The sequence below is a fragment of the Nocardia sienata NBRC 100364 genome (genome assembly GCF_001613205.1).
Taxonomy (GTDB): domain Bacteria; phylum Actinomycetota; class Actinomycetes; order Mycobacteriales; family Mycobacteriaceae; genus Nocardia; species Nocardia sienata.
In genome coordinates this window covers 310271-323906 of the sequence record NZ_BDBX01000004.1, presented here as the reverse complement: position 1 = coordinate 323906, position 13636 = coordinate 310271, and the positions used below count along the sequence as shown (strand labels likewise).

Annotated in this window: 13 protein-coding genes; 8 read left to right on the top strand and 5 right to left on the bottom strand. The window is 68.9% G+C overall.

The genetic code is table 11. The features are described 5' to 3' along the window. Window positions 1-18: 18 nt before the first annotated feature. The gene (locus tag NS4_RS04510; RefSeq protein WP_063058405.1) at window positions 19-645 is read right to left on the bottom strand and encodes an NUDIX hydrolase; all 627 of its coding nucleotides are present in this window, start codon (window positions 643-645) and stop codon (window positions 19-21) included. A gap of 106 nt (window positions 646-751) precedes the next feature. Between NS4_RS04510 and NS4_RS04505 the strand changes: the two genes are divergently transcribed. Further along, window positions 752-1522: an SDR family NAD(P)-dependent oxidoreductase gene (locus tag NS4_RS04505; protein WP_063058404.1), complete on the top strand. Its 771-nt coding sequence runs from the start codon at window positions 752-754 to the stop codon at window positions 1520-1522. Window positions 1523-1542: 20 nt separating this feature from the next. On the opposite strand, the gene NS4_RS04500 is transcribed toward NS4_RS04505, so the two are convergent. Beyond that, entirely contained in the window at window positions 1543-1764 is a 222-nt protein-coding gene (locus tag NS4_RS04500; RefSeq protein ID WP_063058173.1) for a hypothetical protein, read from the bottom strand. Window positions 1765-1859: 95 nt separating this feature from the next. On the opposite strand from NS4_RS04500, the gene galT reads away from it, so the two are divergent. Then, the gene (galT, locus tag NS4_RS04495) at window positions 1860-3008 is read left to right on the top strand and encodes a galactose-1-phosphate uridylyltransferase (RefSeq protein WP_063058172.1); all 1149 of its coding nucleotides are present in this window, start codon (window positions 1860-1862) and stop codon (window positions 3006-3008) included. An 85-nt stretch (window positions 3009-3093) separates the two neighbouring features. On the opposite strand, the gene NS4_RS04490 is transcribed toward galT, so the two are convergent. Further along, window positions 3094-3972: a YdcF family protein gene (locus NS4_RS04490; protein WP_245665060.1), complete on the bottom strand. Its 879-nt coding sequence runs from the start codon at window positions 3970-3972 to the stop codon at window positions 3094-3096. A 264-nt stretch (window positions 3973-4236) separates the two neighbouring features. Between NS4_RS04490 and NS4_RS04485 the strand changes: the two genes are divergently transcribed. The 3 genes from NS4_RS04485 (at window position 4237) to NS4_RS04475 (ending at window position 6909) form a co-directional block, all read left to right on the top strand. Further along, window positions 4237-5088, top strand: coding sequence for a bifunctional 5,10-methylenetetrahydrofolate dehydrogenase/5,10-methenyltetrahydrofolate cyclohydrolase (locus NS4_RS04485; protein ID WP_063058170.1), 852 nt, complete (start codon window positions 4237-4239; stop codon window positions 5086-5088). Window positions 5089-5225: 137 nt separating this feature from the next. Next, window positions 5226-5708, top strand: coding sequence for a cation:proton antiporter regulatory subunit (locus NS4_RS04480; RefSeq protein ID WP_030520633.1), 483 nt, complete (start codon window positions 5226-5228; stop codon window positions 5706-5708). Window positions 5709-5718: 10 nt separating this feature from the next. Beyond that, the gene (locus NS4_RS04475) at window positions 5719-6909 is read left to right on the top strand and encodes a cation:proton antiporter (protein WP_063058169.1); all 1191 of its coding nucleotides are present in this window, start codon (window positions 5719-5721) and stop codon (window positions 6907-6909) included. Between the two features lie 12 nt (window positions 6910-6921). Here NS4_RS04475 and NS4_RS04470 read toward each other — a convergent pair whose 3' ends face one another. Both NS4_RS04470 and NS4_RS04465 read right to left on the bottom strand, forming a co-directional pair. Continuing rightward, the gene (locus NS4_RS04470) at window positions 6922-7677 is read right to left on the bottom strand and encodes an SDR family NAD(P)-dependent oxidoreductase (RefSeq protein WP_063058168.1); all 756 of its coding nucleotides are present in this window, start codon (window positions 7675-7677) and stop codon (window positions 6922-6924) included. Window positions 7678-8174: 497 nt separating this feature from the next. Beyond that, window positions 8175-8525 (bottom strand): hypothetical protein, encoded by a 351-nt coding sequence (locus NS4_RS04465; protein ID WP_063058167.1) that lies wholly within the window; start codon window positions 8523-8525, stop codon window positions 8175-8177. A 321-nt stretch (window positions 8526-8846) separates the two neighbouring features. Between NS4_RS04465 and NS4_RS04460 the strand changes: the two genes are divergently transcribed. The 3 genes from NS4_RS04460 (at window position 8847) to NS4_RS04450 (ending at window position 13604) form a co-directional block, all read left to right on the top strand. Further along, the gene (locus tag NS4_RS04460; RefSeq protein ID WP_063058166.1) at window positions 8847-10415 is read left to right on the top strand and encodes an AIM24 family protein; all 1569 of its coding nucleotides are present in this window, start codon (window positions 8847-8849) and stop codon (window positions 10413-10415) included. A 40-nt stretch (window positions 10416-10455) separates the two neighbouring features. Further along, complete coding sequence (locus NS4_RS04455) at window positions 10456-12021, top strand: phytoene desaturase family protein (protein ID WP_063058165.1); 1566 nt, start codon at window positions 10456-10458, stop codon at window positions 12019-12021. A gap of 131 nt (window positions 12022-12152) precedes the next feature. Further along, entirely contained in the window at window positions 12153-13604 is a 1452-nt protein-coding gene (locus NS4_RS04450) for a three-helix bundle dimerization domain-containing protein (protein WP_063058403.1), read from the top strand. Window positions 13605-13636: the final 32 nt, after the last annotated feature.

Sequence of the window (13636 nt, the reverse complement as noted above, 5' to 3'; positions counted from 1 at the left end):
GCGGGTGCGGCGGCCGGGCTACCGCCCGGCGGCGAAGGACCAGACGGCGGCCGGCCGGCCGGTGGCCTTGGTACGGCGGCGCTCGTCGGTCTTGTGTAATCCGGGGATACCGGCGAGCGTGCGGTTCAGGTTCGCCGCATCGGGCCGGGCGCCCGACAGGGAGGTCGCGAGATCGACCGCACGGGTGGCCGGGAACTCGTCCCCGAGCAGGGCCCGGGTCAGCGACAGATCTTTCCAGAGCAACCCCGACAACAGGCCGCGCGCCGCGGCCACGATGCTGTCGTGGTCGAAGGCCAGTGCCGGGGCGTCATCGAGAGATGCCCACTGCGCGGGGCCGTCGTGCTGTGTGGTCACCGCCCACATGACGATCGACAGCGTGGGGCCGCGGGGATCGCGAGTGGGCTCGTCGAAGGTCACCAGCTGGCCGACCGGGCCGATGGCGCTGTCGGGTACACCCAGTTTGGTGTGAACGGCCCGGCGCGCCGCGTCGGCGAGCCGTTCGCCGCGCCCGAGCAGGACGCCGGGTAAAGCGACGTGCCCGGTGAAAGGCTCGTGCCCACGTGCCGCGATGCCGAAGGTGAGCGCGGCGTCGCCGGCCCAGAACCGCAACGCCACGACATCCACCGATACCGCCGATTGGTCCACAGCACCTATATTGCCGTATTCGTCCAGGGGCACCGTCTCGAGGGTATTGTAATTCTCGTAGTTGAGAATGGTATTCTTTGGTGAATCGGGAAACGAGTACGCGGATATGGGCGCATCCGGTCTGGGTGGAAAAGTCGTTGTGGTGGCCGGTGGCGCCACCGGACTCGGCGCTGCGACAGCCGTCCGGCTCGGTGCCCAGGGCTGGCGTGTGGTCGTCGGCGACCTGCGCGAAGCCGATGCTGTGGGCACCGCCGCGAAGATCACCGCGGCCGGGGGCGCCGCCACTGCGGTGGCCTTCGATCTGGCCGACCCGGTAACGATCGCGGGCCTCTTCGAGGAGGCGACCTGCCGGTTCGGCGGGGTGGACGCGTTGTTCAACGTCGGGGCCGATATGCGCACGCTGCGTCACGACACCGATGTCGTCGATATCGACCTGGAGATCTGGGACCGCGTCATGACCGTGAGCCTGCGCGGCTACCTGAGCACCATGAAGCACGCCATCCCGCTCCTGGTGGGCCGAGGCGGTGGGGCCATCGTCAACATGTCCTCGGCGGCAGCCTTCCAGGGCGAGCCGACCAGGCCCGCCTACGCGGCCAGTAAAGCGGGTATCGGTGCGTTGACCCGCCATGTGGCGACCCGATGGGGCAGGGCAGGGATCCGTTGCAATGCAGTGGCGCCGGGATTCACTGCGACCGAGGCGATCCGGTCCGCTCCCCAGTGGCCCGATCTGGAGAGGGCCGCGCTCGGCCGGATGCACAGTCCGCGGGTGGGGGAACCGGAGGATATCGCCGCGGCGGTGGTCTTCCTCCTTTCCGGCGACGGTGCCTGGATCAACGGTCAGGTCATCAATATCGACGGCGGCACGATACTGCGCTGAACGCCCGCGGCGGTGTGGGATCACACTGTCGGTGCGGGTGTCGGAGTAGTGATGGCGGGCCGGGAGCCCGGCTCACCCTGGCGTAGCAGTGCCTCGAAGCATTCGGTGGCCCGCCGTGCACGCCGGTCCGGACCGTCCGCGGTGGGCACCACCGGGACGCCGAGGTGATGCTGTAACCGGCCGGGGGTATCCGCGGGAAGTCCGGTGTAGAGCGGAGTGGCGGCCGCGAGGATCGCGGTCAACGACCGCTGAGGGTACGGAGACGACCGCCGGCGAATCCCGGTCCACTGCGTCGGTTCACCGCGTCCGACCCGCCGATATCACGCACGGCCGGTCGATGAGCGCGGCTCGCTATCGTGAACGGGTGCCCAGCCGCATCGTGAAGCGCACCGCGAAATTGGCCGACGGCCGGGATCTCATCTACTACGACGACGCCGATACCCGCCTCGGACCCGAACGCCGTATCGACACCCGCCGGCTCGAACCCAGACCGCCGACCGCGGTGATGCGGCAGGACGTCCTCACCGGCGAATGGATTTCCATCGCCGCGGCACGGCAGAGCCGGGTGGTGCTACCGCCGGCCGAACGTGACCCGCTCGCTCCGCAGACCCCGGGCAACCCATCGGAGATACCCGATCAGTACGACGTCGCGGTATTCGAGAACCGATCGCCGTCCTTCGGCCCCGCGCTGGCGAACGAGCCGGCCGGTACCCCACCGGTCCCCACCGGACCCGACGATATGGCCGCCCTCGGTTTCGACCGGGAACGCGTGGCGGTCGGACGCTGCGAAGTCGTATGCTTCAGCCCGGCGCACGAGGGGTCGTTCGGCGATCTCACCCCCGGCCGGGCCCGCACGGTGATCGAGGCCTGGGCCGATCGCACCGCCGAACTGTCCGCGCTGCCCGGGGTCGAGCAGGTGTTCCCGTTCGAGAACCGCGGCGAAGCCATCGGCGTCACCCTGCCGCATCCCCACGGCCAGATCTACGCCTACCCCTATGTGACGCCGCGGACCGCCCGGGTGCTCGATTCCGTGCGGCGACTCGGGCCGGACCTGTTCCAGCGTGTCCTGGACGGTGAACGCGCGGGCGGACGCGTCGTCCTGGCCGGGGAGCGGTGGACGGCGTTCGTCCCGTTCGCGGCCCGGTGGCCGATCGAGGTACATCTGCTCCCGCACCGGCACATCCCGGACTTCGCGGCCACCGACGAGGCAGAGCGGGACGAACTCGCCACCCTGTACCTGCGGCTACTACGCGGGATCGACGCCCTCTACGAAGATCCGACGCCCTATATCGCCGCCTGGCACCAGGCGCCGGTCCACGTCGGCCGCGACAGTGTGCGCCTGCATCTGCAGCTGACCTCGATCCGACGCGGTCCGGACAAGATCAAATACCTGGCCGGGTCGGAGTCGGCGATGGGTGCCTTCATCGCCGACATCCCTCCGGACGCGGCGGCGGCCCGGATCCGGGAGGCCGTGGCCTCGGTCTGATCGCTCGGGTACCGGATGCCCCGGGCCGGTATCAGGAGACCGCCCCTCGGCTCGCCGAACCGAGGGGCGGTGCTCAGGTGACGGGTCAGCGGCTGGTGCTGAGCTGGAACGTGCGCGTCGCGTCGAGGTAGATGCTGTACTGAGCCTTTTTGCCGGGCGGGGGCAGCTGGGAGACCAGCTGGTTCAACGAGGTGGTAGCGCCCACCACCGGGATTCCCGCGACATACAGATCGGCGACCGCGCGCCGGATATGGTTCGGTGAGGTCACCGCCACCGCGGTCCGGGCACCCAGACTGTGCAGAATATCGGCACTGAACAGCGCGTTCTGGACCGTCGAACCGGCTCGGTTCTCCACATGGATCCGTTCGGCCGCGATACCCCGGTGGATCAGCCAGCCGGCCATGGCCTGGGCCTCGGTGATCCCGTTGCTCGGATTGTTGCCGCTGACGACGATCGGCGAGAACGGCGAGGCGATGGCCTGCAGCCAGGCGGCCTGCAGGCGTTCGACGAGTTCGGGGCGGGGCGTACCGTCGGGGAGCAGCCCGAAACCGAAAACCACGATGCCGGTCTGCGGCCCGACCAGGGCCGGAAGTGGGTTCGGGAGGGTGGCGATACCCGCGCCGACCGCGTGCAGGACGCCATCGGTGCCGGCGGCCATCGCGCTGTCTACGGCGCGCAGGCGGTCCATGGCATCGTTGAGGGCCGGGATATCGCCCGCGTAATGGGACCAGATCGCCTGAAGGGACAGCGCCTCTGCATCGGTGGGATCCCGCCCGATCAAATCTTGGAGCGCGGCCCGGCCGGCGACGGAATCGCCATCGGTGAAGTGGCGCTGAGCAGAGTTGTACAGGGCGTCTGTTTCAGGGCTGGCCTGGGCCGGCGCGCCGGCGAACCCGGCGAGCGCGATACTCGTCGCGGCGGCCGCGGCCGCCACCAGATACTGCAAACCTCTTCGACTGTGCACTACGGCGACACCTTTCCACGGGTGGAGCGGGGTTCTCGCAGATGATTCGTTCGATGAAATTCGGGTGCGGTATGTGGCAACCCACCATAGGTCCGGTGTCGGCCGGAACCTGGTATTTGCGGCTGTCCGATCGGGGACATGTCCCATGAAACCCCTGGCTACAGCTCTGCGGGGCGTATCGGTGCCATCGACACAGTAATAGCCGGCGGTGTGCGGGGCCGCGGGTGGGGTCCCCTCGGCCCGCAACCGATAGGGTGAACATCCGTGGATACCGCATCGCTGACCGGGAAAGACCTCGCTGCCGCCATCAACGCCGATACCACCGCGCGGGCGCAGGCGCTGACCGAGCAAGCGGGCCGGGCCCCGCGGCTGGCGCTGGTCGTCGCCAACGCCGATCCGGCCAGTGCCTGGTACGTGAACTCACTGAAGAAATCGGCCGCCAATCGCGGAATCGATTGCGATACCGTGGATCTCGGCGCGGACGCCTCCGCCGACACCCTGCGCACCGAACTCGCCGTGCGCAGCGCCGACCCCGAGACCGACGCCATCATGCTGCAGACGCCGCTACCGGCCGGCGTGACGCTCGACGAGGTGTCCCCGGCGATCGTGGCCACCAAGGACGTCGACGGGGTGAGCCCGCTGTCGCTCGGACTGCTCACCGCCGGCTCGGCCGGGTTCGCGCCCGCTACCGCCGAAGCGGTGGTGGAGTTGCTGAAACATCACGGCATCGAACTGGCCGGCCGGCACGTGGCCGTGGTGGGACGGTCGAACGTCGTCGGCAAACCGTTGGCGCAGCTGCTGCTGGCGGAGAACGCGACGGTCACCATCTGCCATTCCCGCACCGCGAACCTGCCCCAGGTGACCGCGGCCGCCGATGTGGTCGTCGCCGCCGCGGGCCGGATCGGGCTGGTGACCGGCGCGAATGTGCGGGAGGGGGCCGTGGTGATCGATGTCGGCACCAATGAGGCCGCCGACGGAAAGATCGTGGGCGATGTCGACGCGGAGTCGGTCCGGGGTATCGCGGGCGGGCTGAGCCCGGTGCCGGGCGGGGTGGGCCCGGTGACGACCGCGCTGCTCATGCGCCATGTCGTGCTCGCCGCCGAACGGGCGCGGTGACCCGCGCCGAGAACTGCTGCCGAAGGCGCTGCCGACGCGGGCCGGGCCGTCGTGAAGGTTCGGGGCCGGGCCCTATGGGTAGCGCTAGTGTGTGTGCGGCTATCGGTCCGCCCTCGCAGTCGAGTTAAGGTGACATCGTGAACGTCGAAGTGACACCCTTGCCGGGAATAGGCGTCCGCAAGGATTTTCCGCTTACCGCTGTACGCCGGCGGATCGGGGTCGTCGATCACAAGGACGGGACGATCGATCTGATCTTCACCAGGATCGGCGACCCCGACGCCACCACGCAGATTCCGATGACCGAGGCCGAGGCCGGCACGCTGGCCAATCTACTGGGCGCCCCGCAGCTGGTGGGTCAGCTGCGCAACGAGCATCGGGATATGGACGGCGTGAACACCCGGCAGTTGCCGGTCAGCGAGAACTCTCCCTACGACGGGCGGACCCTGGGCGAGACCCGGATGCGGACCCGGACCAAGGCCTCCATCGTGGCGGTGATGCGGGCCGGCCAGGCGATGCCGGCCCCGGGACCGGACTTCGTGTTCACCGGTGGTGATGTGTTGATCGTGGTGGGCACCTCGGAGGGGTTGGACAGCGCCGCGGATATCTTGAAAGACGGCTGAACCTGTAGCGATGAATGCGACCACGCTGGCGATGATCCAGCTGGGGGCGGTGTTCTTCGGGCTCGGAGTGCTCGGACGCATCGCAGCCCGGATCGGCATGTCCCCCATTCCGTTGTACCTGGTGGGTGGATTGGTGTTCGGGGAAGGGGGTTTCTTCGAACTACACGAGGCCGACGAGTTCATCCATCTCGCCAGCGAGATCGGCGTGGTCCTGCTGCTGTTGCTACTCGGCCTGGAATACAGTGCGGCCGAACTGTTCACCGGGATGCGAAGATCCTGGATGGCCGGCCTGCTGGACCTGGTCCTGAACACCACACCCGGTGTGGTGGTCGCGCTGCTCCTGGGGCTGGGTCCCACCGGGGCGCTGGCGATGGCCGGTGTCACCTATATCTCGTCGTCCGGGATCATCGCGAAGGTACTGAACGATCTGGGTCGGCTCGGCAACCGGGAAACCCCGGTGATCCTGTCGATCCTGGTCTTCGAGGACCTCGCGATGGCCGCCTATCTGCCGGTGCTGACCGCGGTCCTGGCGGGCCTCGGATTCGTGGCGGGCCTGCAATCGCTGGGCATCGCACTGCTCGCGGTGACCGTCGTGCTCGTGGTCGCGTTCCGCTACGGCAAATACGTTTCCGCGGTGGTGGCCAGCGACGATCGCGAGATCTTCTTGCTCAAACTGCTCGGTGCGGCGCTGCTGGTGGCCGGGGTGGCCTCCGCGCTGCAGGTCTCGGCGGCGGTCGGGGCATTCCTGCTGGGGATCGCGATCTCCGACACCACCGCGCACAACGCGACCAAGATCCTGGAACCGCTGCGGGATCTGTTCGCCGCCATGTTCTTCGTACTCTTCGGTCTTACCACCGATCCGCGCAGTATCCCGCCGGTGCTGGGATGGGCGGTGCTGCTCGCGGTGATCACCACGGTCACCAAGATCGCCACCGGCTGGTGGGCCGCCGCGCACGCCGGGTCCTCGCGGCTGGGCCGCGCCCGTGCCGGGGCGGCACTGGTGGCGCGCGGCGAATTCTCCATCGTCATCGCCGGCCTGGCGGTGGCCGCGGGTGCGGTGCCTGACGAATTCGCCGCTCTCGCCACGACTTACGTACTGCTGATGGCCTCGGTCGGCCCGATCGTGGCGCGTGTGGTGGAGCCGGTTCTTCGGATCGTCACCCGGCAGCCGAAACCGGAACCCGATACCGCCGACGAGTAGGCCGTGGATGGGTCAGAGCGCGGTATAGCCGCCGTCGACCAGATACCCCGCACCGGTGACGAACGAGGCGTCCTCGGAGAGCAGGAACGCGACCACCGCGGCGACCTCGTCGGCCCGGCCGAACCGTCCGAGCGGATGTTTGTTCTCCAAGAACTGCCGTGCGTCGTCGGGCATTTCGGTGAGCGGGGTGGCGATGACACCGGGCTGTACCGCGTTGACCCGCAGGCCGGTCACGCCGTATTCGACGGCGGCGGCCTTGGTCATACCGAGTACCGCATGTTTGGACGAGGTGTAGGCCGAGCCGGGTGCGTCGGTGGCGACGGTGCCGTGCACCGAGGACATATTGACGATCGCGCACCCCTGCGGACCCGCGGCGAGCATGGCCGGAATCTGATACTTCATCCCGTACACCACGCCGTCACAGTTGATCGACATGAGCAGCCGCCATTTCTCGATGTCCAGTTCACCGATCGGCCCGGGGCTCACTCCGATACCGGCATTGTTCACGGCCAGGTGCAGCGCGCCGTAGGTCCGGACCGCGAAGTTCACCGCCGCCTCGTGGTCGGCCGGGTTCGAGGTGTCCTGCGCGATGGCGGCGGCCGTACCGCCGGCCTCGCCGATCTCCCGGGTGACCCGCTCGGCGGCCGCGAGGTCCACATCGCCGAGGACGACCCGCGCGCCGGCCCTCGCCAGCCGTAACGCCGTCGCCTTCCCGATCCCGGATCCCGCGCCGGTGACCAGAGCGACTTTCCCGGTGAAATCCGCCATATCTTCCTCCGCGAGGTCGGGGACAGCAGGTGGACAGTAATTGCGCGGCTCCGGGAAGCGCTCCGCCGGGACCGCGGGGTCGGTCTCTCGTCGTATCGCGCGATATCGAGCCCGCCGCGCCGGCCCGTACCCTACCCGGCCACCGGCCGATGTCCGCGCTACACGAGAGCTGTCGGCTCGGTCGGGCGAGTCGAATGCCCGTGGGTGTGCGGTCGGCCCATGGAAAGGAGGCTGTTGAGCGCTTACAGCGCTGGGGGCGCGACCAGGTCGATCATGGCGCGATGGCCGGGTATCTCCGACAGTTTCCGGATGGCGGCGTCGATGGACGGGCCGTGCGCACTTCTGGAAAGGCCACGAATGAGCGCGAACCCGGAGGGCCGGTATTCGTGGTCCGAGTCACGAGGGTGACCTGTGGCACCGCGGGCGATGCGGAGGAATACAGATCCGCCGATCGGCCTCGCGGCGAGGAGGTCGATCGGCGGATCGGTGGGCCGCCGTCAGGCTGCGGCGGCGTGGCGGAGGGAACCGATCGCGGTATCGACATCGTCGACGTCCACGACCAGACGTGTGTAATCGTGTCCGCGCAGGTCGATACGTACGGCGTTGCCGCCGAAAAGGGTATCCCAGTACTCTTTCCGACCCTTGCCGCGAAAGGTTCCCGCGGCGATCGCGCCGGGGAAGAACACGCCCGGGGCGCGCACCCAGGGCGGCCGGCGGTCGATCTCGGCCGGTTCGACGGCCGCGATATCGCGGAGGTCGAAGGTGATGTGGTCGCACAGCGACAGCACTCGGTGTGCGCCGCGGACGTGAACAGTGACGGTGGTGCCGGTGATCTCGAAGTCCACCATGGGTTCCTCCCTGATGCCGAGTTCCGCTCGTCCGATTCCAGGATGCCGCCGTGGCCTGGCCGTTTGCTGTGCTGCGGCTGTGAAAATTCTCAGGTTCGCCGGCGGTTCACCAGAGATATCGTCGTCGGGGGCGGTGGCGTTTCGTCGCAGGTGGCCTACCCGCCGACGGCGTTTCGAATACTGCGGTGGCGCGGCGCGGGCGCTATCGGTCAGACTCGTCGGTGTGGATCAGAAGTCATACGGGTGGACGGCCGGGGGCCGGGTCATTCGGGAGGCCGGCGGGTACCCGGTCCGATACGTGGCGGACCGAGGTGATTCGAGGTGACCGCGCTCGCTCCGGGGGAGAACCGGCCGGCGCCGGGTGACCGGCTGACGGTGACGGTGACCTGCTCCGTGCCGGTGGATGTTTCGGCGCTGCTGCTCGCCGCGGATGGAAAGGTCAGATCCGACGGCGATTTCGTGTTCTTCAATCAGCCGGCCGGACCCGGGGTGACCTACCGGCACGGCCAGGGTGCCGGCGATGTCGTCGACGTGCACACTCCGGCCCTGCCCGGCGATATCGACAGGGTGGTGGTCACCGCGAGCCTGGACGGCAGCGGGCCGTCCACGTTCGGCTCGGTGGGGTCGCTCACCGCGACGGTGACCGGGCAGCAGGGCACGCTCACCTTCGCGGTGTCGAAGCTGAGCACCGAAACGGCGGTGGTCTGCGTGGAGATCTATCGCCGAGCGGGCGCGTGGAAGATACGCGCGGTCGGACAGGGATACGACAACGGCCTGGCGGGTATCGCCACCGATTTCGGGGTGAACGTCGACGACGAGCCGGTTGCGCCGGCCCCGCCCGTACCGCCCGCGTCCCGTACCGATCCCACCATGGTCGCCAACCCTGCTGCGGCGCAACCTTATCCGGGTCCGCAATATCAGGCGCCGCCGCAACAGCAGGCACCCCCGTATCAAGCGCCGCAGTACCCGCAACACCCCGGCGTGCCGCCGGTACCGCCGCCCGGGTACCCCGCCGCGCCGCCGGCTGCCGGATATCCGCTGCCGCCCGGCTATCCGGCCCAGCAGTCGTTTCCGTCCGGACCGGCCCATCCGGCGCCGGCCGTCCCCGCCCACCAGCCCTCCCCATATTCTTCCCAGCAAGGAGCTCAGCCGATGCACAGCGAGCTGTTCGATCCGCGTCACGCCGAAGTGTCCGGGATGGGCATTCAGAAGCAGGGCAGCAAGATGATCAAGGTCGGCGTGAACGGCGAAACGCTGGTCCGCTCCGGATCCATGGTCGCCTACCAGGGCGATCTGCATTTCCAGGCGCTCGGTTCCGGGGGGATCGGCCGGGCGATCCAGCAGCGGCTCACCGGCGAGGGCGTACCGCTGATGAAGGTGTCCGGGCGCGGCGATCTGTTCGTCGCCAACGGGGCGGCCGATGTGCACATCATCGATCTGGACGGCACCGACGGACTCACCATCAACGGGTCCAATGTGCTCGCCTTCGATCCGACCTTGGGTTACGACATCCGGATGGTGCAGGGCGCAGCCGGGTTCGCCAGTAACGCCGGCTTGTTCAACTGTGTGTTCACCGGCCGTGGCCGGATCGCGATCACCAGCCACGGCGGTCCGGTCGTGCTGAATGTCGATCAGCCCACCTATGCCGATCCGCAGGCGGCCATCGCCTGGTCGTCGAGCCTGCAGACGAGTGTGAAACGCAACGATTCCTTCGGTCTGGGCCGGCTCATCGGCCGCAGTACCGGGGAAGGCATCACCCTGTCGTTCTCCGGCCGGGGTTTCGTGATCGTGCAGCCCTCGGAGCTGCCGCCCGGCGGCCTGCTCGGTGGTACCGGCGGCGGGCAGGAGGCCGGGCAGAGCGGCGGCCTGCTGGGCGGCCTGCTCGGTTAGCCTCACCGCCGCCGCGGCGGCGGTATGGTATCGACGTCCTATGGTGATGCGGTCCCGGTACGACGTAGTGATCGTGGGCGGCGGGCACAACGGCCTGGTCGCGGCGGCGTATCTGGCCCGCGCCGGGCAATCGGTGCTGGTGCTCGAACAGGCGGCGGCGACCGGCGGCGCGGCCGTCTCGGCGCGGGTGTTCGACGGAGTCGATGTTCGGTTGTCCAGGTATTCGTACCTGGTCAGTTTGCTGCCCGACCGGATCGTCGGCGATCTGGGCCTGCGGTTCCGGACGCGCAAGCGGCGGATCTCCTCCTATACGCCGGCCGGATCGTCGGGCCTGCTGGTCGACAACCGGTCACCGGCGGTCACCCGGGACAGTTTCGTGCGGGTCACCGGATCCGAGCGTGAGTTCGCTGCGTGGCAGCGGTTCTACGCGATGACAGGAGAGGTGGCACGGGCGGTTTTCCCGACACTCACCGAACCGCTGCCGACCGCCGACGGGCTCCGGCGGCGGGTGGGCGGCCGGGCGTGGGAAGAACTGTTCGAGCGACCTCTCGGCGAGACGATCGAAGAGTATTTCGCCGATGATGTGGTGCGCGGGGTGGTGTTCACCGATGCGCTCATCGGCACGTTCACCCACGCGCACGATCCGTCGCTGGCCCAGAACCGCTGTTTCCTCTATCACGTGATCGGTGGCGGCACCGGCGACTGGGATGTGCCGGTGGGCGGTATGGGCGCGCTGACCGACGCGCTGGCCGACGCGGCCCGGGCCGCCGGGGCGGAACTGGTGACCGGTACGGAGGTGACCGGCGTGGCGACCGACGGGCGAACCGCGGCGGTCGATTTCGCCGGGCCGGTGGCCGGGACCGTGGCAGCGCGGTACGTGCTCGTCAACGCCTCGCCTGCCGAGGCGGCCCGGCTCTTGGGCGAACCCGCCGACGGGAAACCCGAAGGCGCCCAGCTGAAGATCAATATGGTGCTGGACCGGCTGCCGCGACTCCGTGACCCCGCGGTGGCCGCGCAGGACGCGTTCGCCGGGACGTTCCATATCGCCGAAACCTATGAACAGCTGGCGCAGGCGTACCGGGAAGCGGCGGCCGGCCGACTGCCCGCGATCCCGCCCGCGGAGATCTACTGCCACACCCTGACCGATCCAGGTGTCGCGGCCGGTTCGGCGCGGCACACCCTCACGCTCTTCGGGTTGCACACTCCGGCACGGCTGTTCGAATCCGACCCGGAAGCCGCGAAGCAGGCCGCGGTCACCGCGAGCCTCGACGCGCTCGATGCCGTACTGGCCGAATCCGTCCGGGAGTGCCTGGCCCGCGACGTCCACGGCGTGCCGTGTCTGGAGGCCGCCACACCGGTGGATCTGGAACGCGCGCTACGACTGCCCGGCGGACACATCTTCCATGGTGACCTGTCGTTCCCCTACCGGACCGGGCCCGGGGACACGGCCGCGCAACGCTGGGGCGTGGAGACCGGTCACGCGAATGTATTGCGCTGTGGAGCGGGTGCGGTGCGTGGTGGTGGAGTGAGCGGAATCGGCGGGCACAATGCGGCCATGGCCGTCCTCGAGGAAACCGCCGTCCAGCGTCCGGGAAATGCCGGGTGAATTCTGGTCGGAGAATCGGCGGTCACGCTCACTGGTGGGAGTATCCGAATACTTTGTGGCGGTAGCGTTATCGGCTGTGGATCGGCCCGGCGGGTCGTTTCGATTCCATGTCCGGCGCCGAGGAGATATACGTGCCACTCGATACCGTCCCGAAGAGCAGGGTTCCCGAGGACAAGGCGGCTCGGGAGCAGAAAGCGATACGTGAACTCGCGGGCCGCTTATCCGCTGCCTATTCCGAGGATCGCTCACCCGACGAGGTGAACGTCGCGATCCGGACGGCGCACGAACGGTTCGCCGGAAGTACCGTGCGCGATTTCGTTCCCATCCTCGTGGAGCGGGTGGTGCGCCGGGAATTCGAATCCGCCGAGGAGGCCGGTACCGCCGAGGCGGTCACCGCCCCCGGTGTCGCGCCGGTCTCGGTGCAGAAGGGCACACCCGCCGCGCCGGCCGAACCGGCCGGTACCGACCGCCCGCTGCGGACCGACCGCCGCGGGCTGTTCGCGCTGGCGGGCGCCGCGGGTGTGGTGGCGGTGGGCGCTACGGCGTGGGCGGTGTCGCGACCGGATTCCGCGCCCGCCCCGGCGGCGCCGGTCGCCGGAGCGCCACTGACGAAGGTCACCGGGGTGGTCGGTTCGGAGAAGGCGGCCTTCTTCGCCGACGAGCGGGTCACCGGGGTGTTCGCCGCGCACGGCTACGACGTGCGGGTCGAGTCGGCCGGCTCGCGAGAGATCTCCACCTCGGTGAAGCTGGACGGCCGGGCGTTCGCGTTCCCGTCCAGCCTGCCGGCGGCCGAGCGGCTCAAACGCGAGGTGGGGGTGACCACGCAGTTCGTGCCGTTCTATTCGCCGATGGCGATCGCCACGTTCACCCCCATCGTGCAGCTGCTGGACGCGGCCGGGGTGGTGAAGTTCGACGGCCCGGCGCCCGCCCTGGATTTCTCCGCCTATATCGAGCTCGTGCAGCGCGGTGTGCAGTGGGATGAACTGGCCGGCAATACCGCCTACCGAGTGGGGAAGAACATCCTGGTCAGTACCACCGACGCCCGGACCTCGAATTCGGCGGCCATGTACCTGGCGGTGGCCAGCTATGTCGTCAACGATCACGCGGTGGTGCGCGGCGTCACCGCCGAACAGCATGTGCTGCCCACCCTGCAGCGCTTGTTCCTCGCCCAGGGCTACACCGAAGGCTCCAGCGCGGGCCCCTTCGAGGAATACCTGACGGCGGGTATGGGGCCGACCCCGATGACCTGGATCTATGAGGCGCAGTACGTGGCAGCCGCGATCGAGGGACGCCTGCGGCCCGATTCGGTGTTGCTGTACCCGTCGCCGACCGTGCTGTCCCGGCACACCGTCGTCCCGCTCACCCCGGAGGGCGAGGAGATCGGTGCGCTGCTGCACAACGATACCGAGCTGCAGTCGCTGGCCGCCGAACACGGTTTCCGGACCGGGGACGTCGCCCGCTTCGACGAGGTGGTCGACGAACACGATGTGCCGGTGTCCAAGGACCTGGTCGATATCGTCGATGTCCCCGCCTACGAGACCCTCGAGCACCTGATCGACGGGGTGGCCGCCGCGTACCGGTGATCCGGTGTCCGGGCGGACGCGGCCCGCGGCAT

What these genes read in the sequence shown, in the direction of transcription:
- NS4_RS04505 (WP_063058404.1), top strand. Translation starts at nt 752, where the DNA reads ATGGGCGCATCCGGTCTGGGTGGAAAAGTCGTTGTGGTGGCCGGTGGC.
- galT (WP_063058172.1), top strand. Translation starts at nt 1,860, where the DNA reads ATGAGCGCGGCTCGCTATCGTGAACGGGTGCCCAGCCGCATCGTGAAG.
- NS4_RS04475 (WP_063058169.1), top strand. Translation starts at nt 5,719, where the DNA reads ATGAATGCGACCACGCTGGCGATGATCCAGCTGGGGGCGGTGTTCTTC.
- NS4_RS04470 (WP_063058168.1), bottom strand. Translation starts at nt 7,677, where the DNA reads ATGGCGGATTTCACCGGGAAAGTCGCTCTGGTCACCGGCGCGGGATCC.
- NS4_RS04465 (WP_063058167.1), bottom strand. Translation starts at nt 8,525, where the DNA reads ATGGTGGACTTCGAGATCACCGGCACCACCGTCACTGTTCACGTCCGC.
- NS4_RS04455 (WP_063058165.1), top strand. Translation starts at nt 10,456, where the DNA reads ATGGTGATGCGGTCCCGGTACGACGTAGTGATCGTGGGCGGCGGGCAC.